General features: G+C 75.1%; 20 protein-coding genes and 1 tRNA gene. 11 read left to right on the top strand and 10 right to left on the bottom strand.

Annotated elements, in window-relative coordinates; translation table 11 throughout:
- Positions 1–2: 2 nt before the first annotated feature.
- Together rocD and ddaH are read right to left on the bottom strand one after the other, a co-directional pair.
- Complete coding sequence (gene rocD, locus ACFWH7_RS14445; RefSeq protein WP_378217199.1) at positions 3–1,262, bottom strand: ornithine--oxo-acid transaminase; 1,260 nt, start codon at positions 1,260–1,262, stop codon at positions 3–5.
- Positions 1,259–2,173, bottom strand: coding sequence for a dimethylargininase (gene ddaH, locus ACFWH7_RS14440; protein WP_378217198.1), 915 nt, complete (start codon positions 2,171–2,173; stop codon positions 1,259–1,261). Before ddaH ends, rocD begins: the two co-directional genes overlap by 4 nt.
- Positions 2,174–2,478: 305 nt before the next feature.
- Here ddaH and ACFWH7_RS14435 point away from each other — a divergent pair, with 305 nt between their 5' ends.
- Positions 2,479–3,363 carry a PadR family transcriptional regulator gene (locus tag ACFWH7_RS14435; protein ID WP_378217197.1) on the top strand — a complete coding sequence of 295 codons (885 nt, stop codon included), beginning with the start codon at positions 2,479–2,481 and terminating at the stop codon, positions 3,361–3,363.
- A gap of 141 nt (positions 3,364–3,504) precedes the next feature.
- On the opposite strand, the gene ACFWH7_RS14430 is transcribed toward ACFWH7_RS14435, so the two are convergent.
- From ACFWH7_RS14430 to ACFWH7_RS14415, 4 genes are all read right to left on the bottom strand, one after another.
- Entirely contained in the window at positions 3,505–3,981 is a 477-nt protein-coding gene (locus ACFWH7_RS14430; RefSeq protein ID WP_378217196.1) for an SRPBCC family protein, read from the bottom strand.
- Between the two features lie 35 nt (positions 3,982–4,016).
- On the bottom strand, positions 4,017–4,937 hold the full coding sequence (locus ACFWH7_RS14425; protein ID WP_378217195.1) for a hypothetical protein: 921 nt from the start codon (positions 4,935–4,937) through the stop codon (positions 4,017–4,019).
- Positions 4,938–4,969: 32 nt separating this feature from the next.
- Positions 4,970–5,488, bottom strand: a complete 519-nt coding sequence (locus ACFWH7_RS14420; protein WP_378217194.1) for an OsmC family protein — start codon at positions 5,486–5,488, stop codon at positions 4,970–4,972.
- Between the two features lie 161 nt (positions 5,489–5,649).
- Positions 5,650–7,074, bottom strand: a complete 1,425-nt coding sequence (locus ACFWH7_RS14415) for an NAD(P)/FAD-dependent oxidoreductase (RefSeq protein ID WP_378217193.1) — start codon at positions 7,072–7,074, stop codon at positions 5,650–5,652.
- Positions 7,075–7,227: 153 nt separating this feature from the next.
- On the opposite strand from ACFWH7_RS14415, the gene ACFWH7_RS14410 reads away from it, so the two are divergent.
- From ACFWH7_RS14410 to ACFWH7_RS14395, 4 genes are all read left to right on the top strand, one after another.
- Positions 7,228–7,656: a MerR family transcriptional regulator gene (locus tag ACFWH7_RS14410; protein ID WP_378217192.1), complete on the top strand. Its 429-nt coding sequence runs from the start codon at positions 7,228–7,230 to the stop codon at positions 7,654–7,656.
- On the top strand, positions 7,653–8,669 hold the full coding sequence (locus ACFWH7_RS14405; protein ID WP_378217191.1) for an aldo/keto reductase: 1,017 nt from the start codon (positions 7,653–7,655) through the stop codon (positions 8,667–8,669). Before ACFWH7_RS14410 ends, ACFWH7_RS14405 begins: the two co-directional genes overlap by 4 nt.
- An 81-nt stretch (positions 8,670–8,750) precedes the next feature.
- Positions 8,751–9,590, top strand: a complete 840-nt coding sequence (locus ACFWH7_RS14400) for a thymidylate synthase (protein WP_378217206.1) — start codon at positions 8,751–8,753, stop codon at positions 9,588–9,590.
- Positions 9,591–9,595: 5 nt separating this feature from the next.
- Entirely contained in the window at positions 9,596–10,210 is a 615-nt protein-coding gene (locus ACFWH7_RS14395) for a dihydrofolate reductase (protein WP_378217190.1), read from the top strand.
- Between the two features lie 51 nt (positions 10,211–10,261).
- Here the strand turns inward: ACFWH7_RS14395 and ACFWH7_RS14390 are convergent, their stop codons facing one another.
- Positions 10,262–11,029 (bottom strand): GntR family transcriptional regulator, encoded by a 768-nt coding sequence (locus ACFWH7_RS14390; protein WP_378217189.1) that lies wholly within the window; start codon positions 11,027–11,029, stop codon positions 10,262–10,264.
- 403 nt (positions 11,030–11,432) lie between these two features.
- Here ACFWH7_RS14390 and ehuB point away from each other — a divergent pair, with 403 nt between their 5' ends.
- The 4 genes from ehuB to ehuA are packed head-to-tail and all read left to right on the top strand — an operon-like array spanning position 11,433 to position 14,682.
- Complete coding sequence (gene ehuB / locus ACFWH7_RS14385; protein ID WP_378217188.1) at positions 11,433–12,389, top strand: ectoine/hydroxyectoine ABC transporter substrate-binding protein EhuB; 957 nt, start codon at positions 11,433–11,435, stop codon at positions 12,387–12,389.
- A 4-nt stretch (positions 12,390–12,393) separates the two neighbouring features.
- Positions 12,394–13,221: an ectoine/hydroxyectoine ABC transporter permease subunit EhuC gene (gene ehuC / locus ACFWH7_RS14380; protein WP_378217187.1), complete on the top strand. Its 828-nt coding sequence runs from the start codon at positions 12,394–12,396 to the stop codon at positions 13,219–13,221.
- Positions 13,218–13,859: an ectoine/hydroxyectoine ABC transporter permease subunit EhuD gene (gene ehuD, locus ACFWH7_RS14375; RefSeq protein WP_378217186.1), complete on the top strand. Its 642-nt coding sequence runs from the start codon at positions 13,218–13,220 to the stop codon at positions 13,857–13,859. Before ehuC ends, ehuD begins: the two co-directional genes overlap by 4 nt.
- Before the next feature lie 28 nt (positions 13,860–13,887).
- Positions 13,888–14,682, top strand: a complete 795-nt coding sequence (gene ehuA / locus ACFWH7_RS14370; protein ID WP_378217185.1) for an ectoine/hydroxyectoine ABC transporter ATP-binding protein EhuA — start codon at positions 13,888–13,890, stop codon at positions 14,680–14,682.
- A gap of 24 nt (positions 14,683–14,706) precedes the next feature.
- On the opposite strand, the gene uriH is transcribed toward ehuA, so the two are convergent.
- Complete coding sequence (gene uriH, locus ACFWH7_RS14365; RefSeq protein WP_378217184.1) at positions 14,707–15,675, bottom strand: uridine-preferring nucleoside hydrolase UriH; 969 nt, start codon at positions 15,673–15,675, stop codon at positions 14,707–14,709.
- Between the two features lie 130 nt (positions 15,676–15,805).
- Here uriH and ACFWH7_RS14360 point away from each other — a divergent pair.
- Positions 15,806–15,878: transfer RNA gene (locus tag ACFWH7_RS14360), tRNA-Arg, on the top strand.
- A 34-nt stretch (positions 15,879–15,912) separates the two neighbouring features.
- On the opposite strand, the gene ACFWH7_RS14355 is transcribed toward ACFWH7_RS14360, so the two are convergent.
- Both ACFWH7_RS14355 and ACFWH7_RS14350 read right to left on the bottom strand, forming a co-directional pair.
- Positions 15,913–16,290 carry a hypothetical protein gene (locus tag ACFWH7_RS14355; RefSeq protein ID WP_378217183.1) on the bottom strand — a complete coding sequence of 126 codons (378 nt, stop codon included), beginning with the start codon at positions 16,288–16,290 and terminating at the stop codon, positions 15,913–15,915.
- Between the two features lie 42 nt (positions 16,291–16,332).
- Positions 16,333–17,418 carry a hypothetical protein gene (locus ACFWH7_RS14350; protein ID WP_378217182.1) on the bottom strand — a complete coding sequence of 362 codons (1,086 nt, stop codon included), beginning with the start codon at positions 17,416–17,418 and terminating at the stop codon, positions 16,333–16,335.
- A gap of 831 nt (positions 17,419–18,249) precedes the next feature.
- Between ACFWH7_RS14350 and ACFWH7_RS14345 the strand changes: the two genes are divergently transcribed.
- The gene (locus tag ACFWH7_RS14345) at positions 18,250–22,332 is read left to right on the top strand and encodes a hypothetical protein (protein WP_378217181.1); all 4,083 of its coding nucleotides are present in this window, start codon (positions 18,250–18,252) and stop codon (positions 22,330–22,332) included.
- Positions 22,333–22,535: the final 203 nt, after the last annotated feature.

Raw genomic sequence — 22,535 nt, 5'->3', positions numbered from 1 at the left:
CTCTACCGATCCCGCGCAAGGTCCGTGAGCGCGTCCTCCAGGGCGGACAGCCCGGTCTCGAGGTCGTCGGCGGAGATGGTCAGCGGGGGAGCGAGGCGGATGGTGGAACCGTGCGTGTCCTTGGCGAGGACGCCGCGTGCGAGCAGCGCCTCGCACAGGTCCCGGCCGGTCCCGCGGGCCGGGTCCAGGTCGAGCCCTGCCCACAGCCCGAGGCCGCGGACGTCGTCGAGCAGCCCGGCGCCCACGAACTCGGCGAGCCGCTCGTGGAACCGGGCGCCCAGCTCGCGCGCGCGACGCTGCGGCTCGCCGGTCGCGAGGAGCTCCAGCACCGCGAGCGCCACCGCGCACGCGAGCGGGTTGCCGCCGAACGTGCTGCCGTGCGTGCCGGGGGTGAGCACCGCGAGCACGTCGCGCCGGCCCACCACCGCGGACACGGGAAGGATCCCGCCGCCGAGCGCCTTGCCGAGCGTCACGAGGTCGGGGCGCACGCCCCACGTCTCGACGGCGAGCGTCGTCCCGGCGCGGCCGAGCCCGGACTGGATCTCGTCCGCGATCAGCAGCACGTCGCGCTCGCTGGTGAGCGCGCGCAGGCGCGGCCAGTAGTCGGGGGGCGGCACGATCACGCCCGACTCGCCCTGCACCGGTTCGAGCAGCACCGCGACGGTCGTGTCGTCGATCGCGGCGGCGACCGCGTCGACGTCGCCGTACGGCACGAGGCGGAAGCCCGGCGTGTACGGGTCGAAGCCGCGACGCGCGTCCTCGTCGTCGGAGAACGACACGATCGTCGTCGTGCGGCCGTGGAAGTTGCCCGAGCCGACGACGATCGTCGCCTCTCCCGGACGCACGCCCTTGGCGTAGTACCCCCACTTGCGCGCGGTCTTGATCGCGGTCTCGACGGCCTCGGCACCGGTGTTCATCGGGAGCACCAGGGAGTCCGGCCCGCCCGTGGTGAGCGGCCCGACGAGCGCGGCGAGCGCGCGGGCGAACGGGTGCAGGACGTCGTGGTCGAACGCGCGTGACGTGAGCGTGACGCGGCCGAGCTGCGCGGTCGCGGCGGCGACGAGCACGGGGTGCCGGTGCCCGAAGTTGAGGGCGGAGTAGCCCGCGAGGAAGTCGAGGTAGCGACGCCCGTCGACGTCGGTGACCCATGACCCCTCGGCCGTCGCGACCGTCACGGGGAGGGGGTGGTAGTTGTGCGCGAGCGCGTCGCGCGGACCCTCGTCCGCCGGGCCGGCGACCGGGCGGACGTCCTGCGCGGTCACGACGCGCTCCGGGACGTCGCGGCCGACCCGGCGGCCATCTCGCGGATCTCCAGGGTGCAGCACTTGGCGCCGCCGCCCCCGCGCAGCAGCTCGGACGTGTCGACCGGGAGCGTCTCGTAACCGCGCTCGCGGAGCGCGGCGGCGAGCTGCTCGGCGCGTGGGGCGTGCACGACGTGCGCCCCGTCGCTCACCGCGTTGAGGCCGAGCACGACGGCGTCCTCCTCGGTCGCGAGGAGCGCGTCGGGGTACCGCTCGCGCAGCACCTCCTGCGCCGCGGGCGAGAACGCGGGCGGGTAGTAGACGACGTCCACGGAGGGCGACCCCGTGAGGCCGGGGTGCGCGTCGCCGTCGGGCACCTGGGCAGCAGGGAACGTGCCGGAGCCCCCGCGCAGCACGGTGAGCGCGGTGTCGAGGTGGTAGAAGCGCGGGTCGACGAGCTCGAGCGTCACGACCTCGCGACCCCACAGCGCGGCGGCCTCGGCGTGCGCGGCGCGGTCGGTGCGGAAGCCCGTCCCGGCGAGCACGACGTCGCCCGCCACGAGCAGGTCGCCCTCGCCCTCGTTGACGTGCTCGGCGAGGTGGGTGACGTAGCCGTTGTCGGCGAACCACTTGAGGTAGGCGGGGCCCTCAGGCCCGCGCTCGGGGTGCGTGAAGCGCGCGGAGTAGACGAGGCCGTCGACGACGGTCGCGCCGTTCGCGGCGTAGACCATGTCCGGCAGGCCGGGGACGGGGTCGATCGTCTCCACGGTGTGGCCGAGGTCGCGGTAGGTGTCGCGCAGGCGCTCCCACTGGGCGACCGCGAGCGGGGTGTCGACCGGGGTGCGCCGGTCCATCCACGGGTTGATCTCGTAGCTCACGGTGAAGTACGTGGGCCGACACATGAGGTAGTGCCGGGGCTGGCCTGGGCGCATCGCCGCCTCCTCGCGGGAGCCGGGCCTGCCGGGGTGGTGCGGCCCGGGGGGTGGCCGGACGGGGGATGACGTCCGGTGGTGCTGGTGGGCTGCCGGTTGGCTGCTGGATGCCAGCGTACGTCCGCTGCCCGGACGCGTCCTGGGACGACGCGCTCGTGCGCACGGTGTTGACAGCGATATTCTAGCGATATATCGTTACCGTATCGCTGAGCCCGAGAGGCGGCTCGCGACCATCGCGAGGCCGCACCGGCCCGCCACCGCTCCGCGGATCACCCGGAGCCCCACGAACACAGGAGACACATCCCATGAGCTACGCACACCAGCACCGGGGCAGGACCCCGGACGACGTCCAGAACATGTCCCAGCCGTTCGGCGAGCGCCCCGGGCCGCGGCCCGGCCGCCGTCGTCGCGACGGCTTCCCGCCCGTGCCCGACGACGCGGCCTGGTTCCGCGGCGACGGCCCCTCCGGCCGTGGTCGGGGCGGCGCGCGCCGCGGCGGTGGCCGCGCGTTCGGCGGCCCGGCCGACGGCGGTCGGGGCTTCGGGCCCGGCGAGCGCGGGTTCGGCCCGGGCTTCGGGCCGGGCGGCCCCGGCGGTCCCGGGTTCGGCCCGGGCCACGGCGGTCGCCGTCACGGGGGTCGCGGTCGCGGCCCCGGGCGCGCCGGTCGCGGTGACGTCCGCGCCGCCGTCCTGCTGCTCCTCGCCGAGCAGCCCATGCACGGCTACCAGGTCATCCAGGAGATCGCCGAGCGGAGCGAGGGCCAGTGGCGCCCGAGCCCCGGCGCGGTCTACCCGGCGCTGAACCTGCTCCAGGACGAGGGACTCGTCGAGCTCTCGGCCGACGGCGGGCGCCGCCTCGCGACGCTCACCGAGGCGGGCACAGCGTACGTCGCGGAGCACGCCGCCGAGCTCGGCGACCCGTTCGCCGACGCCGCCGGTCGCGGCGGGCGCGCGCGGCGCGAGCTGCGCGCGGGCGTCGAGGCCGTCGCCGCGGCGGTCCACCAGGTCGCCCGGACGGGCACCGACGAGCAGGCGAAGGCCGCGGGGGAGCTCCTCGAGCGCACGCGCCGCGAGCTCTACCTGATCCTCGCCGGCCCGGTCGCGACGGGCGCGGCGTCCGACGCGGGCGACCCCGCGTCGTCGGACGAGCCCGTGGAGGACGCCCCGGTCGAGGACGAGCCGACCGCCTGACCTCGCCGACCCTGCCGAACCCGGGGTCGCTCCTCATCCGCAGCCGGGGGTGGGGAGCGGCCCCGGGTTCGGCGCGTCCGGGGAAGGCGCGCGGCCGCGGAGGCGCCGGACCCGGGCCCTCCTGGCGTCGGTCGACCCGGGTCAGCGGTGGGCGGACAGGCGGGTCTCGAGTCGGCGCAGCGACACGTGCATCATCACCCGCAGGGCGAGCCCGACGAGCGGTGCGGTCACCGCGCGGGGGACCGGGCCGGCGAGGTACGCCTCCTCCCACCACACGACGCGGCAGCGGCCCTGGCCGAGCGGCACGACGTCGAACCCGGCGTCGCCGAGCAGGACCGGGCCCCGCTTGCGCACGCGCGTGGTCCCGGTCCGGCCTGCCGCGACGGACGGGCGGTCGAGCGACTCGACGACCATGCGGTCCGTGAACCCGCGACCCGTGCGCCCGACGCGCGGTCCGCTCACCATCGTGAAGCGGTCGCCGACCTCGGGCCCGCGGGCGGCGGGGGTCGCCATGACGGTGAGCGGGATCCAGCGCGGGTGCGTGCGCGGGTCGGCGACCCACGCGAACGCGACGGACGCGTCGACGTCGAGCTCGCGTGCCACGGCGACCCGCCGCACGGGTCGACCCCGGCGCGGTGCCTCGTCGTCGCCCGTCACTCCGCGTCGCGCGCGGAGGAGTGGCCCTTCCGCCCGCGCCCGGGCAGGAGGCGACGCCGCCGCCGGGGGCTCGCGGCGTCGTCGGGCACGGGGACGAGCCGCGGCGGTGCGTCCTCGACCGGCGACTCCACGACCTCCAGCAGCCGCCCGAACACCGACGGCGGCGGCCCGAACGCGCGCCTCGACTGGCCGATCACGCCGTGCCCGAGCGCGCGTGCCCCCGCGACGCCCACGACGGCGCCGACGCCGAACGGGACGAGCCGCCCGATCGCGAGGCCCGACTGCTTGGCGAGCTGCGTGCGCAGGAAGCGGTTGCCGAGCGCCTTGTTCACCTTGACCAGCGTCCCGGCGGGCATGCTCGTCAGCAGGACCTTGCCCCACGCGAGGCCGGACCCCTGGGTCGCGCGCTCGACGTCGCGGGCGCCCTTCTCGCCGAGCACGGTGGCGAGAAGGAGGGCGCGGCGGCGCGCGACGTCGTCCACGGCGATCCCGTGCACGTCCGCCACCGCGAGCGCGAACGCGGCCGAGGACGCGAAGAACGTCGCGATGTCGCTCGACGTCAGCGCGATCCCGACGCCCGTCCCGACCGCCGGGAACGCCGCCGCCGCACCGACGGCGCCGCCGGCGGCCTGGATGACGAGCAGGTACTCGCGCTCGAGGATCCGCACGATCTGGGCGGGGCTCGCCTCCGGGTTCCGACGACGGACCCCGTCCACGTGCGCCCGGATGACGTGCGACGGGATCGTCACGGCCTTGTCGAGCGCCGCGTCGAGCAGCGGCGTGGGCCGGTAGGCGGCCCAGTCGACGGCGTCCTGCGTCGAGACGTCCGCGCGCGTGCCCTCGGGCGGCGGCGTGCCGTACGCGGGCGCGCCGCCACGCGGCACAGGGGTTCTCGAGGGGTCCTGCTGGTGCGCCATGGCGCCTCCCGTCATCGCGTGCCGGTCCCGCGTCAGGCGGGTGTCTCGACCTCCCGGCCGGCACCCTCCGGCTGGAAGAGGTACTCGACCTCGGCCCCGGCCTTGACCGTCCTCCCTACCGTGCACGCCTTGTCGATCGCTCGCGCGGCGACGGTGACGAGCCGGTCGCGCGCGTCGTCGTCGAGCGAGGTGAGGTCGATGTCGTACGTGCCGGTGATCTTCGGGTAGCGCTCCTCCTCGAGCAGCTTGGCGCCCTCGACGTGGATCGTCACCGCGTAGTCGTCGCCGAGCCGGCGCGCGAACGTCCGGTCCGTGCTCATGCCCGCGCACGCAGCGAGGGCGATCTTCAGCAGCTCCCCGGGGGTGAACACCGCGCCCTCGCTCGCCGGGCCGATCGACACCTGCGCGCCGCGCGCCGAGTGGCCCGTGTACGTGCGGGTACCCGTGCGCTCGACCCACAGCGCGTCGGCCGGCGCGGGGGACGGTGCGGGCACGTCGTGCTCCGCGTCGTCGGCCGGGATCGGGCTGGTCTCGGAAGGCTGCGTCGTCATGCGTGAATCCTCGCACTCGTCAGGTCGCGGCGTCCGGGAGGTCCGCCCTCCGGGGAAACGCGCGGCGGGCGCGGGCGATTCCCTCGTCCTGCCCGGGCGAGTCGGTCGAGCCGCCCGGGTCGCGTCGGTCGGGGCGGGCCGACGCGACCCGGACGGCGGTCTCAGGCCGCGCGGACGGGCTTCGGCGCGGGGCGCGGCCCCGCCGACGCGGCGGTGTCGACCTCGGCCGGCCGCTCGGCCGGTCGCGCGGTCGTGGCGCGCGGGGCCGGGGCGGCCGCCACGAACGCCTCGCGGGGGTGCTGCACCGCGGCGAGCGAGACGACGTCGCGCCCGAACAGCGCGCCCGTGGCCCACACGGCGACCACGCGTGCCGTGCGCTCCCACGTCGGGATCGCGAGCACGTGGTACCCGCGGTGCATGAGCCACGCGAGGCGCCCGCGCACGACGAGCCGGCGGTACTCGAACACGCCCGAGCCGAGGCCGAGCGTCGCGACGACGCCGAGGCTCCCGTGCACGTAGGGCCGCGTGGCGCGGCCACGGCGTGCGGCGACGAGGTTGCGGGCGAGGCGCCGGCCCTGCCGCACCGCGTGCTGGGCGTTGGGGACGGTCAGCGCGCCCGGCCGCGGGACCGCGAGGTCGGGGACGGCCGCGCCGTCGCCGGCGGCCCACGCGTCGGGGACCGTGTCGTCCACGGTGCCGACCCGCAGGTCGGGCCGTGTGACGAGGTAGCCGCGCGCATCCACGGGCAGGTCCGTGTGCGTCGCGACGACGGGGTTCGCCGCGTTGCCGGCGGTCCACACGAGCAGGCCCGTGGCGAACGACTCGCCGGTCGAGAGCGTCACGACCCCGCCCTCGGCGGACACCAGGCCGGCCTCCAGGTGCACGTGCGCGCCGCGGCGCTCGAGCTCCCGCAGGACCCACCGGCCCGGGCGCTCGGTGACCTCCGGCAGGATGCGCGCGTTGCGCTCGACGAGGTGGAACCGCAGCTCCGCCGGGTCGATCTCGGGGTAGACGCGCGTGAGGTCGTGCGCCAGCGACAGGAGCTCCGCGAACCCCTCCACGCCGGAGAACCCGCCGCCCACGAACGTCACCGTGAGCAGGCGCTCGCGCTCGGGCCCCGCGGGCAGGCTCGCGGCGCGGTCGAACGACGTGAGCAGGCGGTCGCGGATCGCGACGGCCTCCTCGACGTGCTTCATGCCGATCGCGTGCTCGGCGACGCCCGGCACGGGGAACACGCGCGTCACGGCGCCCGCCGTGACGACGACCGTGTCGTACGCCAGGTCGTACGGCTCGCCCGCGCGCGGCCGGACGACGACCGCGCGGCGCGCGTGGTCGACCCGCTCGACCGTCCCGTCGACGAGGCGTGTGCGGTGCAGGTGACTCCGGTGGGCGACGGCGGCGTGCCGCGCCTCGACGGAGCCCGCGACGACCTCGGGCAGGAACGGCTGGTAGGTCATGTACGGGCGCGGGTCGACGAGGACGAGCTCGACCTCGCCGCGGCGCAGCTCGCGCCGCAGGCGCTTCTCGAGCTCCCGGGCCGCCGTGAACCCGGCGTAGCCCCCACCGACGACGACGATGCGTTCCATCACTGCCTCCTGTGACGTGAGCGGGCCGGGCGCCTGGTGCGCCCTTCCGGCGCGCTCACCCTGTCGACCGGACGGCACCGCGGTCCGTGACATGACGTGCGTCACGCCCGCGCCCCTTGACCTGGAGCGCGCTCCAGGTCGCATGCTCGACCCATGTCCGACCTGCTGATCCCCGTCCCGCCCGTCGAGGTCCCACCCGAGGGCCTGTCCATCGGCGACGCGGCGCGCGCCGTCGGGCTGAGCGTCGACACGCTCCGGTACTACGAGAAGGAGGGGCTCCTGCTCGACCCCGCGCCGCGCGACGGTGGTGGCCGGCGCCGGTACGGCCCGCACGACGTCGCGTGGCTCGCCGGGCTCGTCATGCTCCGCGAGACCGGCATGGCGATCGCCGACGTGCGCGTCATGGCGGACCTCAGCCGCCGGGCAGGCACCGAGGCCGAGCGTCTCGTCGTCCTCGAGCGGCACCGGGAACGGGTGCTCGCCGAGCTCGAGCGCACGCGCCGCCACCTCGCGGCCCTCGACGCCAAGATCGCGTCGTACCGCCGCGCCACCACCGACCAGGACCAGGAGGTCTCACGATGACCACGACCACCGACCACCCCGCCACGACCCGACCGCCCGTCGTCACGCTCGGCGACGGCCTGCACGTCTCGGCGATCGGCCTCGGGGCGATGGGCATGAGCGCGTTCTACGGCCCGACGGACGAGGCAGAGGCGGTCGCGACGCTCCGTCACGCCGTCGACGTCGGCGTGACGTTCGTCGACACGGCCGAGGCCTACGGGCCGTTCGAGAACGAGAAGCTGCTCGGGAGGGCGCTCGGCGACCGGCGCGACCAGGTCGTGCTCGCGACCAAGGCGTCTGCGGAGACGGACGACGACGGCACGGTCCACGGGCGCAACGGCACCCCGGAGTACATCCGCCGGGCGGCCGACCGCTCGCTGCGGCATCTCGGCACCGACGTGATCGACCTCTACTACCTGCACCGCGCCGACCCGGCCGTGCCGATCGAGGAGTCGGTGGGCGCGATGTCCGAGCTCGTTGCCGCCGGCAAGGTGCGCCACCTCGGGCTGTCGGAGGTGTCGGTCGAGACGATCCGGCGCGCGCACGCCGTGCACCCGCTCGCGGCCGTCCAGTCGGAGCTCTCGCTGTTCTCCCCGGACGTGCTGCGCAACGGTGAGAAGGCCGTCATGGACGAGCTCGGCATCGGGTTCGTCGCGTTCTCCCCGCTCGGGCGTGGCGTGCTCACGAGCAGCGTGCGCAGCCTCGACGACCTCGCTCCCGACGACGCCCGCCGCGGACTGCCCCGTTTCCAGCCCGACGCGTTCGCCGCGAACCTCCGGCTCGTCGACCGCGTGCGCGAGGTCGCCGCGGAGAAGGGCGCGACCGAGGCGCAGGTCGCGCTCGCGTGGGTCGTCGCCCAGGGCGCCGTGCCCATCCCGGGGACGCGCCGACGCGAGCGGCTCGACGAGAACGCCGCGGCCGCGAGCCTGGAGCTCACCGCCGACGACCTGCGTCGCCTCGCCGACGCGGTGCCGCAGTCGCAGGTCGCGGGGCACCGCGACTACGCCCCCACGCCCGACGGCCGGGACCGCTGAGCTCCGCGACGGCCGCGCGCGGGCGTGGTGCCTAGACTGGCGGGCGTGGCACTCGACGCGACCGACGCCCCGACCGCACCCGTGAGCACCGGCGAGCCCGCGCCGTCGGGCACCGCTCCCGGGCCCGTCCCGACCCCGTACGAGGACCTCCTGCGCGACGTCCTCGCGCACGGCACCCACAAGGGCGACCGCACCGGGACGGGCACGCGCAGCGTGTTCGGGCGGCAGATTCGCTTCGACCTCTCCCAGGGATTCCCGCTCGTCACGACCAAGCGCGTCCACCTCAAGTCGATCGCGTACGAGCTGCTGTGGTTCCTGCGCGGCGACTCCAACGTGCGCTGGTTGCAGGAGCGCGGCGTGAGCATCTGGGACGAGTGGGCGGACGCCGACGGCGAGCTCGGCCCGGTCTACGGCGTCCAGTGGCGCTCGTGGCCGACGCCGGACGGGCGGCACGTGGACCAGATCGCGCAGGTGATCGGGCAGATCAAGGCAAACCCCGACTCGCGCCGCCACATCGTCTCGGCGTGGAACGTCGGGGAGATCGAGGACATGGCCCTGCCGCCGTGCCACGCGTTCTTCCAGTTCTACGTGGCCGACGGCAGGCTGTCGTGCCAGCTCTACCAGCGCTCGGCCGACCTGTTCCTCGGCGTGCCGTTCAACATCGCGTCGTACGCGCTGCTCGTCCACATGGTCGCGGCGCAGACCGGGCTCGAGGTCGGGGACTTCGTGTGGACCGGCGGGGACGTGCACATCTACGACAACCACGTCGAGCAGGTACGCGAGCAGCTCACGCGCGACCCGTACCCCTACCCGACGCTGCGCCTCGCGCCGCGTGACTCGATCGACGCGTACGAGTACGAGGACATCGAGATCGTCGGGTACCAGCACCACCCGACGATCAAGGCCCCGATCGCGGTCTGACGGCGGTGGGGGAGGAGACGCCCGGCGCGCCGACGCTCGGGCTGGTCTGGGCCCAGGCGCGCGACGCCGCCGGGAGACCCGTCATCGGCGTGGGCGGCACCATGCCCTGGCACCTGCCCGAGGACCTCGCGCACTTCCGGCGCCTCACGTCGGGCCACCCCGTCGTCATGGGCCGCCGCACGTGGGACTCGCTCCCGCCCCGGTTCCGGCCCCTGCCCGGGCGCGTGAACGTGGTCGTGACGCGCCAGCCGGGGGGGTCCCCCGGGGACCCGTCGCCGCGCGTCGGTGCGTCCGGCGGCGCGGTGCCCGACGGCGGTCGCGCGGCCGCGGAGGCTGGCGCGCCCGTGCGCGTGGCCGGGTCGGTCGCGGAGGCGCTCGCGGTCGCCCGCGCGGCGGCGCGCGACACCGGGTCCGGCGAGGTCTGGGTCATGGGCGGAGCGCAGCTCTACGTCGCGACGATCGCGCTCGCGGACCGGTGCGTCGTCACCGAGATCGACGCCGTCGTCGAGGGCGACACCTACGCTCCCGACGTCCCCGCCGGGTGGGCCGTGCGCGCGGGCGAGTGGGCGACGTCGTCCACCGGCCTGCGCTACCGCTTCACGACCTGCACGCGCGTCTGACCGCGGTCCCGTCGTCAGCCCCCGGTGCCGCACGGACGGGGCACGGGTGCGTCAGAGCAGGCCGGTCGGCTCGATCGGGTCGAGCCGGGGCGGCGGCACGGGGTGCGGCTCCTCGATCGTCTCGACGGCTGCCTCCTGCGGGGTGGTGAGCCGCGCGACGGCCTCCTCGAGGTTGGTCGTGATCGCGGCGACCAGACCGTCGGCGTCGCGTGCCTCGAGGCGGTCGACGAGGATCTCGTGGGACTCGGGGGAGTCGGCGCGCACGGCGTACTCGTCGCTGACCGTGAAGCTCGCGACCCGGACCTCGACGATGAGCGTCGTCATCCAGCGCAGCAACCACGGGTTGCCGCCTGCGGCCACCAGCGTCCAGTGCAGGGTGAGGTCGGCGTCCCCGATCCGGCGCGGGTCCTGCGAGGCGCCGGCCGCCACGAGGGCGTCGTACGCGGCGCGGACCGAGGCGACCTCCGGGTCGGTCGCCCGGGCGACGGCGAGGCGGGCGGCCGTGGTCTCGACGCTCGTGCGCGCGGCGTACAGCGCCGGGATGCGGTCGCGCCCGATCGTCACGACGCGCAGGCCACGCCCCGGGGTCGCGGTCAGGAGCCCTTCCTGCACGAGCCGCTGCGCGGCCTCGCGGAACGGGCCGCGGCTGACGCCGAGCTGTCCGGCGATCTCGACCTCGCGGATGGGCGTCCCCACACGCAGCGCGCCGGAGTAGATCGCGTCGCGCAGCTCGCGCGTGATGAGGTCGACCGTCGACGGTCGCGTCACCGGCGAGAGGAACGGTGCGGCGCTGTGCGGCGCGCGCGAGGTCGGGCTCATCGAGTCCCCTTCCGCGTCGTGGTGGTCGTGGCGGTGCTGGTGCCGGCCTTCGTGCCCAGACCGTCGAGGTCACGATCCGGTATCACATCATCCCCTGTCGCCGGCGCCCGCACCGCACGTCGCGCCGCGGGCGAGCGGCCCGTCACCGGGCGGGCCCGGTGAAGGTGCGAGGCGTCGGCCCGACCCGTCCTCGCAGGTCACCCGGCGTTCCCGTCGGTCAGGACCGCCCGGGAAGCGACCTCCCGGGCAGCCGTCGATGTGCACCGAGGCGCGTCTATTGTCGACAATCGGACCATAGGACAGTCGGATTGTCTAACGTTGGACAAAGCGTTAGCGTGGCCGACCGTCCGCTCAGCCCCACGACCGTCCGCGACCGCTCGCGTCGACGGGCACGAAGGGAACCATGACTTCCACGCGAACCACCCCGTACCGACGCCGCGTGCTGCTCGCGTCGGGCACCGCCGTCCTGCTCGCTGCCACGGCGGCCTGCTCGAGCGTCGACGGCGGGTCCGGCGGGTCCGGCGGGTCGACCGACGAAGGCCTCCTGTCCGGCCTCCAGGACGCCGGGAGCATCACCGTCGGCTTCGCCGGCGAGGATCCCTACAGCTACCAGGACGAGTCGGGCGAGCTCACCGGCGCCGCCGTCGCACTCAACGAGGCGGTGTACGCCGAGCTCGGCATCGACACGGTCGAGGGCACGCTCACCGAGTGGAACGCTCTGATCCCCGGGCTCAACGCCGACCGCTTCGACTCCATCAGCGCGGGCATGTCGATCCTGCCCGAGCGGTGCGAGCAGGCCGCCTTCAGCGAGCCCGAGATCATGTACACCACGGCGTTCCTCGTCCCCGAGGGCAACCCAAAGAACCTCTCCGACTGGCAGTCGGCCGTCGACGCCGGCGTGAACCTCGCGGTCATGTCGGGCGCGATCGAGGCCGGGTACGCCGAGCAGACCGACGTGTCCACCACCCAGGTCGGGAGCCCGCAGGACGGGCTCGACGCCGTCGTGTCAGGGCGTGCCGACGCGTTCGCGCTGACCGGCATCTCGCTGCGCGCGCTCGCCGAGAGCGCCGACGCCCCGGTCGAGGCGACCGAGTCCTTCGTCGCGGTGATCGACGGCGTCCCGCAGATCGGCGCGGGCGCGACCGTCTTCCGCCAGGGCGACACCGACCTGCTCGACGCGTACAACGAGCAGCTCGCCGAGATCGTCTCGGACCCGCAGAAGTACGAGGACATCCTCGGGCCGTTCGGGTTCACCGAGGCCGAGCGCCCCGTCGAGGGGCTGACCGCCGAGATGCTCTGCGAGGGCGACCTCGAGAAGATCGCGGACGAGCTCGGCCCGGAGCTCGGCCTGGGCTCCTGACCCGATGTCGGACGACTTCCAGACGCTCGTCGCCCGGCTCCCGCAGCTCGGCGACGCCGTCCTGGTCACCCTGCAGCTCACGGTCGGCGGCGCTCTGCTGGCGATGGTCGTCGCGCTGCTCCTCGGGTTCGGCTCGCGCACCCGCTCCCTGTGGGTGCGCGGGCCGTCCCGGGTCGTCGTGGAGTTCTTCCGCGGGACGTCGCTCGTGGTCCAGTTCTTCTGGCTCTTCTACGTGCTGCCCGCGTTCGGCTTCAAGCTGGAGTCGATGGCGGTCGGCATCCTCGCCCTCGGGCTCAACTACGGCGCCTACGGTGCCGAGGTCGTCCGCGGGTCGATCAACTCCGTCCCCCGCGGGCAGTGGGAGGCGTGCACCGCGCTCAACCTCGGGCCGGTGCACCGGATCCGGCGCGTGATCTTCCCGCAGGCGTGGGCGCTCATGATCCCCCTGCTCGCGAACCTGCTCATCCAGCTGCTCAAGGGCTCGGCGCTCGCGACGTACGTGTACCTGCACGACGTCTTCTTCTGGACGGACCAGCTCCGCACCGCCACGCGGGACACGTTCTTCAGCTTCACCGTGGGGCTCGTCGTGTACTTCGTCATCGCCTACCTCCTCACGTGGTGCATGAACGCGCTCGAGGCGCGGGCCAAGCGCCGGCTCGGTGCCGGCCCGACCCGCCCGACGCTGCGCGAGGTGCTCCGGCTGCGACCGACCGAGCCGGGGCCGCGGGGAGCGTCACAGGCCGCCACGTCCGGCAGGTCGTCCGCGGCGGCGCCCGGAGAGGCGCCCGGACAGCCCGTGGCCGCCGGGACGCCGCGAGGGGAGGACGCATGAACGAGATCTGGAGCTGGGAGCGTGCCGCCGAGGTGCTCCCGGACCTGCTCGCCGGCCTCCGGGTCACGGTGGTCGCGACGATCGTCGGCATGGTCATCGCCTCCGTGCTCGGCCTGCTCATCGCGCTCGCGGGGCGCGCTCCGAGCCGCTGGCTCACCGCACCCCTGCGTCTGGTCGTGGACTTCGTCCGCATGACGCCCCTGCTCGTGCAGCTCGTGTTCGTCTACCTCATGCTCCCCGCGGTGCCGGGCCTCGTGGTGGGGTGCGTCGTGCTCGGCGTGCACTACGCCACGTACATGTCCGAGGTCTACCGCGCCGGGATCGACGCGGTGCCGCGCGGCCAGTGGGAGGCCGCCACGGCCCTCAACCTGCCGCGTGGGCGCACGTGGCGCGCGGTGATCCTGCCGCAGGCGATCAAGAACACCCTGCCAGGGCTCGGGAACTACGCGATCTCGATGTTCAAGGAGACGCCGTTCCTCTTCGCGATCTCCGTGGTCGAGATGTTCACCGCCGCACAGACGTTCGGCGCCAACACGTTCTCGTACGTCGAGCCGCTCACGCTGGTCGGGATCCTCTTCCTGCTCGTGAGCTACCCGACCTCGCTGCTCGTCCGACGCATGGAGACCCGCCTTGCCTGACCCGACCACCTACCCCGGGGACACGACCATGACCACAGAGACGACCGATCGCGGCGTGGTGCCCGCGATCGAGTTCCGCGACGTCGTCAAGAGGTTCGGCGACAACGTCGTCCTCGACGGGCTCGACTTCAGCGTCCCGCAGGGCGAGCGCGTGACGCTCATCGGACCGTCCGGCTCGGGCAAGACCACGATCCTGCGCCTGCTCATGACGCTCGAGGAGGCCGACGGCGGGCTCATCCTCGTCGACGGCGACCCCTACACGCACGAGTACCGCGGTCAGCGGCGGGTCGCGGTCCCCGAGAAGCGGCGCCGTGTCGTGCGCAACCGGGTGGGCATGGTGTTCCAGCAGTTCAACCTGTTCCCCAACATGACGGTGCTCGAGAACATCGTCGAGGCACCGGTGCACGTCCTCGGCCGGTCCAAGGACGAGGCGGTGGCGCGCGCCGAGCAGCTGCTCGAGCAGGTCGGCCTGTCCGACAAGCGCGACTTCCGCACGAACCAGCTCTCGGGCGGCCAGCAGCAGCGCGTGGCGATCGCGCGCGCCCTCGCGATGGACCCGGAGATCCTGCTGCTCGACGAGGTCACCTCGGCGCTCGACCCCGAGATCGTCGCCGACGTGCTCGGTGTGCTGCGCGACGTCGCCGCGACCACGGACATCACGATGCTGCTCGTCACGCACGAGATGCAGTTCGCGCGCGAGGTCTCCGACCGCGTGCTGATGTTCGACCACGGGCACATTGTCGAGGAGGCCGACCCCGAGACGATGTTCACGGCACCGCGCCACGAGCGCACGCAGGAGTTCCTCCGGGCCGTGCTCGGCTGACCGGCCGCGCGTCGGGCAGGGGCCTCAGGAGCCCTCTCCGACACGGTCGAGCGCGTCCACGACCAGGTCCCAGAAGCGCGGGTGGTCGAGCGTGACCGCGACCCGGGTGCGGCACTCGTCGGGGCCTGGCTCGTCGCCGCGCAGGTCCGCGACCGTCATGCCGGTGGTGAGCGAGCCGTGGAGCTCGACGTCCAGCGGGGCGCGGCGTGTCGTCAGGACGTCCGGGTCGATCACGGCCGCGACCGCGCACGGGTCGTGGACGGGCGGGTAGGGGAAGCCCTGCGCCGAGCGGTACGTCGCGCCGTAGAAGTCGAGCAGCTCGCCGACGAACCGGGCGGCCGCGGTGCCGAGCGCGGAGAGCCGCTCGCGCACGTCGGGCGTCGCGACGGCCTGGTGCGTGAGGTCCAGGCCGACCATCGTCACGGGCCACGCCTCGTTCAGCACGACGTGCGCGGCCTCCGGGTCGGCGAGCACGTTGAACTCCGCGACGGGCGTGCGGTTGCCCACGTGGTAGCCGCCGCCCATCATCACGACCTCACGCACGCGCGGCACGATGCGCGGCTCCTTGCGCGCCGCCATCGCGACGTTCGTCAGCGGACCCGTCGGCACGAGCGTGATCTCGCCGGGCTCCGTGCCCATGACCGTGTCCACGATGAGGTCCACCGCGTGGCGGCGGTCGACGGGGCGGCGCGGGGCGGGCAGGACCGGCCCGTCCATCCCGGAGTCGCCGTGGATGTCCGGCGCGACGATCCGTGGCCGGACGAGCGGGCGGTCGCACCCTGCCGCGACCGGGACGTCGATCCCCGCGAGCTCGGCGACGGCGAGCGCGTTGCGGGTGACCTTCTCCAGCGTCTGGTTCCCGGCGACCGTCGTCACGGCGGCGAGATCGACCGCGGGGCTGCCGTGCGCGAGCAGCATCGCGATCGCGTCGTCGTGGCCGGGGTCGCAGTCGAGGAGGACGCGTCGTGGCGCGTCGGCACGTCCGGTGGGCATGGCCCCATCCTCGCGCGCCGATCACGCGTCGGCCACGCTCCGGCGCGACGGTCACCGCGGGCGCGGGCGCGCTTCGCCTCCGGAGGCCGCCGACGGCTAGGCTGTCCCCCGGCCCGTTCCCCGGGGCCGCGCGCCTGTAGCTCAGGGGATAGAGCACCGCTCTCCTAAAGCGGGTGTCGCCAGTTCGAATCTGGCCAGGCGCACCGAACGCCCCCTCTGCTCCCGAGCGGGGGCTGCTCAGCCGACGACGTGGACCGCGACCACCTGGCACTGCACCGGGTACGACTCCGCGCACACGTCGGCCCACACCTCCACGGCGTCGCCGTCTGCGAGGGCGTCACCGTCCACCCGCTCCCCGTCTGCGTCCAGGACCACGGTGCTCGCGGACAGGAGCGACATGCCCTCGTAGTAGGGGTCGGACGCGTCGACGAGCCGCGGCGCGCCCGCGTCACGGTCGACGGTCCCGTCGACGTCCGCGGGCCGGTCCGGGGGCGCGGCGGCCCCGTCGGAGTCATCGGCGGTTGCGCACCCGGCCAGCAGCGGAGCGAGCCCGGCGAGGAGGGTCAGCGCGAGAGCCGTCGCGCGGAGAGCGGGAGCGTGTGGGGACCGGCGCATCCTCGGATCCTCCCACCGTCGCTGCGGCGCGATCCTGTCTTCCTAGGCGGAGGCGGGCGTGGGCGGTGCAGGTGTCGGCGCCGTGCCGGTGCTGCCGCCCGTCTCGGCCTCGGCGCCCTCGCCGGATCCCGCGCCGGTGCTCTCGCCCGTGCCGGGGGCGGGGTCCGTCGGCTCGGGTGCGGGCGTCGTCGGGTCCGGTGCGGGCTCCTGCGTGGGCTCCTCGGTGGGCTCCGGCGTCGGCGTCGGCGTGGTCGAGGGCTCGTCGGTCGGTGCCGGGGTCGGCGTGGTCGACGGCGCGGGCGCGGGCTCTTGGGTCGGCACGGTCGACGGGTCCACGGCCGGGCTCGACGGCGCAGGCGTCGCGGGGTCGTCCGTGCCGGTCGAGCGCTCACGGCTGATCGTCGTGCCCGAGCCCTCCACGCCGCGCACGGCGTCCGAGATCGGCTTGCCGATGGCGAGCTCGACGACGAGGACGACGCCCATGACCACGACGAACAGCGCGAGCGCCGACACCGTGAGCACCCGTCCGCGGCCGTAGCGGTCGACCAGTCGCAGCCAGGCGTTCTGCGGCTGCTCCGGGTCCGTGCCCGGCTCGGACGAGGTGCCTGCGTCGCCCCGGTCGACGGTCTCGTCCGGGTCGGTCGCGCCCTCGCCCCGGTGGACGACGCCCGTCTCCGCCTCGGCATCCGCCGCGTCCTCCACGACGACCGTCCCGCGCGGCACGCTCGCGACGGCGGTCGTGACGGTCGTGGTCGTCGCGCGGTCGCGCGCGGTGCTCCCGCCGGTGGTCACCTGCACGACCTTGCCGACGACGGGGACGAGCTGCTCGCGCGTCTTCTGGATCGAGCGTGTGTAGACGTAGTTCGCGACGACGGTGAGGGCGCTCGCGATGCCGGCGCCGATGATCGTGCCGGCGGTCCCGAAGTACGACAGCAGCACCGTGGTGCTCACGGCGGCGAGAGAGCTCGCGATCACCTGCGTGAGGGAGAGCCGGGCCGGGGCCTCGCGCTCCTTCGCGGGTGCGGTCTCCGCGGCGGCACGACCTGCCTCGCGACCGGCGTCGTGGGGCGCGGCGCGGGGTGCGGGGGAGTCGTCGCTGTCGGGGCGGGGTGCGGGGGGTGTCGTCACGTGGTGCGGGTTTCCGGTCGTCGGAGGGCAGGACCACCCGCCGCCACCGGCCGTTCACGACGACCGCGCGCCAGGGACCGGCGTCGGGCCACGGGCGTCCTCCCACGGTAGGCCGCTCGTGTGGACCTCGCTCAGGGGCGTCGTGCCGGGGGCTCAGAGGAACGGGAGAGATCCTGTGACGCCGCCGGTCGGAGCGCTGCGGCGGCGGTCGGAGCGCCGCGGCGGGCGCGCGGTGTCGGTCGTCGCGCGCACGACCCGAGGACAGGGAGGCGGTCCGGCGACGACGACGTATCCTGCCGAGGGTCGCGTGGACCGCCGTCGGGCGCGGCGAGAGCCGAGCCGTACGCCACGCGGTGTGGTGTGCACCACAGCGCGGAGGCGGTCGGCCGGGCTCTCGAATTCGCGGAATCCCGCGCATGTTGTGGACGCTCGTCCAGGTGGTTCTCAGACGTCTCTGCGGAGCGCGGGTGATTTACCCGTCCAGGACCGCGGACCGTGTTGACGCCCGGCATCCCGCCGTGCAAGATAGTCCTCGACAGCGCGCATCGCCTGCCCCCTGCGCGGTGCGCGCTGTTTCACACTTCTCCGGGAGAACACCCCGGAATAGTTCGGAACGACGGCCTCGGAACACGAATTCTCGTGATCCGGGGCCGTTCGTCGTCCCGCCTCCGTCGCGTCCCGCGATCGACCCGTCGGAGGGCGGCCACGGCCCGGCGCCGCTCGGCGGACCGGGTCGCCGGCCCTCCGGCGCGCCGCGCCGGGCCTCGCGAGACGGACGGTTAGCGTCGGAGGGTGAATGCCGCAGCCCGCACCAGCTCAGCCGCCCGGAGCGTGGCCGATCCTGCTCGGCTGCCCGCGACCGCTCCCGACGGGACCGCTCAGGCCGACGCGCCGGACGACGACGTGACGCCACCGCGCCCCGTGCTCGTCCCCGAGCCCACCACAGCCGACCTCGTCGACGAGGCCGTGACGCGGTGGCGAGCCGGCCTCGTCGAGCTCGCCGGGGGGTCGTCGCTCGCCGACGTCTCGCTCCTCGGCGACGCCGTCGTCGACCTGACGGCGGCCCACCCCTCGGGCGTCGCCCAGCTCTTCGCCGGGCGACCGACCCGGCTGTCGAACCTGTTCCGCGAGGGCGGGTCGCTGCCCGCCGCGCGGCGCCGCGCGCGCGCCGTCGTGGTCCGCGCCGCCGAGCACGCCCAGCGCTACGGCGTCGCGCCCACGTACCTGGCGATCGGGGTCGCGACCTGGACCCAGAGCCTCGACGCACCGCTCGCGGAGGACGACGTCGCGGCGCTCGCGCGGGTCGCAGGTCGGACCCCCGCGACGATCGTCCCGAGCGCGGGCGACGACGTGGCCGCCCCGAGCGCCGCCGGACCCGGCGACCACGCGGACCAGGGGTCCGCAGTCCCCGACGCGCTGGGCGAGGCCGCCGGGCACGACGGCGCACGCGTCCCCGACGCCGGGCACCACCCCGGGACGGTCGAGGACGGCGAGCAGGAGCCGACGTCCCGCACCGTGCGCGCGCCCGTGCTCCTGCGCCCCCTGACCGTGACTCCGCGCGGGGACGGCGAGACCGACTACGAGCTGACCCTCGAGCCGACGGCCGAGATCAACCCGCTCCTCGCGCGCACCCTGCGCGCGCACGGCGCGCTCCTCGACCCGGTGACGCTCGCGCGCTCCACGTTCACCGGCGCGGGCTTCGACCCCGGCGACGCGACCCGTCGCATCGCCGCGCTCGGCCAGGCCGTCCTCGACGACTTCGACCTGACCCACCGCGTCCTCGTCGGGACGTTCGTGCACCCGGGGCAGGTCCTCGTCGACGACCTCGACGAGCTCGCGCCCGCGCTCGAGCGCCACGAGGTCGTCGCCGCGCTCGCCGGGGACGAGCGGTCCGCCACGGCGCTGCGCGCGGAGCTGCCCGCGCGGCGCGTCGGCGACGCGGACCCCGTGCACGAGCGCGGCGCCGGCGACCTCGACCCGTCCCAGCGCCACGTCGTCGACGTGCTCGCGAGCGGGTCGCACCTCTTCGTCGACGCGCCGGCCGGGTCCGACGTCGCGGGCACGCTCGCCGCGGTCGTCGCCGAGGCGGCGGCGTCCGGGCGCCACGTCCTGTACGTCCCGGGCCACCGCCGGGCCGCGGACGCGCTCCTCGCCCGGCTCAACGAGCTGGGCCTGGGCGGCCTCGTGCTCGACGTCGTCCCGGAGCCGACGTGGCGGGAGACGGCGTCGCACCGCCTCCTGTCCGCGATGGCGACCGAGCCCGAGCCGGGCGAGGACGAGGACCTCGCGCGCACGCGCGACGCCCTGCTCGGGGCGCGCGCCCGGCTCGCCGGGTACATCGAGGCGCTGCACCTCGTGCGCGACCCGTGGGGCGTCTCCGCGTACGACGCGCTCCAGGCGCTCGCCCGGCTGACCGCCGAGCGCCCGGCCCCCGACACCCGGGTGCGACTGACGACCGAGGTCGTGCTCGGCGTCGGGCCGCAGCGCGAGCGGATCGCGGCCGAGCTCCGCGAGGCCGCGCTGCTCGGCGCGTTCACGGCGCGCGCGACGTCGACGCCCTGGTACGGCGCCTCCCTCACCACGGCGCAGGAGGCGCACGACGCGCTCGTGCGCGTCGAGCGGCTGCGGACGCACACGCTCCCGCAGCTGCGTGCCCAGGTCGAGCAGGTCGCGCAGCGCACCGGGCTCACGCCCGCGACGACGCTGCGCCAGTGGGGCGACCAGCTCACCATGCTCGGCGGGATGCGCGGCACGCTCGACGTGTTCCAGCCGCTCATCTTCGAGCGCACCGCCCAAGACATGGTCGAGGCGACCGCGACCAAGCAGTGGCGCGAGCAGCGCGGCGTCGAGATGGGCTGGTTCGCCCGGCGCCGGCTGCGCCGCCAGGCGCGCGACATGGTCCGCCCCGGCGTCCGCGTGCCCGACCTGCACGCCGCGCTCGTCGAGGTGCAGGCGCAGCGCGCGGTCTGGCAGGAGCAGTGCCCGCGCGGTGGCTGGCCCGTGCTGCCCGAGGGGCTGTCCGCGATCGAGGACACCCATGAGGCCGTGCGCATCGACGTGGAGGAGCTCGCGCCCGCGCTCGACGGCACCCCCGGTGGCAGCGACCTCCTCGACGTCCGGCTCGACTCGCTCGCGACGCGGCTGGACGCGCTCGCCGAGGACGCCGAGTCGCTCGACGCCCTGCCCGCGCGGACCGCGATCCTGCGCCGGCTCACCGACCTCGGCCTCGGCGAGCTGCTCGCGGACCTCGCGGCGCGCCGCGTCGAGCCCGACTTCGTGGGCCCCGAGCTCGACCTCGCGTGGTGGAGCTCGGTCTTCGAGCAGGTGCTCGCGCAGGACCAGGCCCTGGCCGGGCAGGACGGCGCGGGCCTCGACGCGCTCGCGCGCCGGTTCCGCGACCTCGACCGCACGCACGTCGCGTCCCTCGCGGCGCCCGTCCGCGCGGCGGTCCGCGACCACCTCGGGACCGCGATGCGCGAGCACCGTGACGAGGCCGAGGACCTGTTCACCGAGCTCCTCGAGGGTCGTCTCGTGAGCCTGCGGGAGACGGCCGAGAAGCACCCCGCCGTGCTGCGACGGCTGCGTCCCGTGCTCGTCGCCACGCCGACCCTCGTGCCGCACCTCGTCCCCGCGACGCGGACCGTCGACCTCGTGGTGCTCGACGCGATCGAGCACGCGCCCGTCGAGCTCGTGCTCTCCGCGCTCGCCCGCGGACGGCAGGTCGTCGCGGTCGGCGACCCGCGCGCCGCCTCGACCGAGACGGTCCGCGAGCTCGCCGAGCTGCTCCCGACGGTCGAGCTCCTCGCCGACGGCTCGCGACGCGACCCCTTCGTCACGACCTTCCTCGCCGAGCACGGCTACGACGGCGTCCTGCGCCCCGCGCCCCTGCCCCGCGCCGAGGTCCTCGTCCAGCTCGACGTCGTCGACGGCGCCGGCATGCCCGACCCGACGTCCGGCGCGGTCGAGAGCACCCAGGCCGAGGTCGACCGGGTCGTCGAGGTCGCGATCGAGCACGCGCTCACGCGACCCGACGAGTCCCTCGCGATCGTCACCGTCACGCCCCTGCACGCCGACCGCATCCGCGACGCCCTCCTCGTCGAGGTGCGCCAGAACCCCGCGCTCGCCGGCTTCTTCTCCGGCTCGCGCGCCGAGCCCGTCGTCGTCGCCGACGTCTCGGGCGTCGCCGGGCTCGTGCGCGACACGATCGTCCTCTCCGTCGGGTTCGGCCGGACGCCGCACGGCCGCGTGCTGCACCGGTTCGGCATCCTCAACACGCCCGGCGCCGAGGCGATGCTGCTCGACTCCGTCGGCGCGACCCGCCGCCGCCTCCACGTCGTGTCGTGCTTCACCGCGGGCGACCTCGACCCCGAGCGTCTGCGCGGGGCCGGGGCCCGGCTGCTCGCCGAGGTGCTCGACCTCGCCGAGCAGCGCAGCGGCGCTGCCGACCAGGTGACCCTCGGCAACGGCGTCGACCTCGGCGGTAGCCCCGACCGGCTCGTGCTCGACCTCGCCGAGCGCCTCTGGCGCGCCGGTCTCGTCGTCGAGACCGACTACGGCATCGGCGACGGCGACCGGATCCCGCTCGTCGTCGGCCACCCCGACTTGCCCGGCGAGCTCCTCGTCGCCGTCCTCACCGACGACGCCGCGTACGTCGCCGAGCGCAGCGTGCGCGTCCGGGACCGGCAGGTCGCCGAGCGCCTCGAGCGCATCGGATGGACCGTCGCGCAGGTGTGGTCCGCCGCCGCGTTCCTCGACCCCGCCAAGGAGGCCGAGCGCATCCGACGGGTCGTGCAGGCGGTGCGCGACGAGCGGCTCCCGGAGACCGGGGGCGTCGCGCAGACCGGCGGGGGCGACAGGATCGTCGTCGTGCCGGTGATCGACGACGACGAGCAGCACGGCGACGACGACCTGTAGCAGTCGGCGTGTGATCACTGCCCGCGTGGTCGGGCTGGGTGCGGGGCCGCGGGAACACTACCCGCGTGGTCGGAGTGGGTGCGGGGCCGCGGGAACACTACCCGCGTGGTCGGGCTGGGTGCGGGGTGGGAGGCGGCGCCGGGTCTACCATCCGCCGCTCGTTCCTCGCGGCTCCCGCCAGGCCCGCCACGACCCCTGTCTCT

Source organism: Cellulosimicrobium cellulans, from assembly GCF_042723955.1.
Taxonomy (GTDB): domain Bacteria; phylum Actinomycetota; class Actinomycetes; order Actinomycetales; family Cellulomonadaceae; genus Cellulosimicrobium; species Cellulosimicrobium cellulans_H.
Note: the sequence above shows the minus strand (reverse complement) of the source record. Positions and strands in the feature narration are given on the sequence as shown.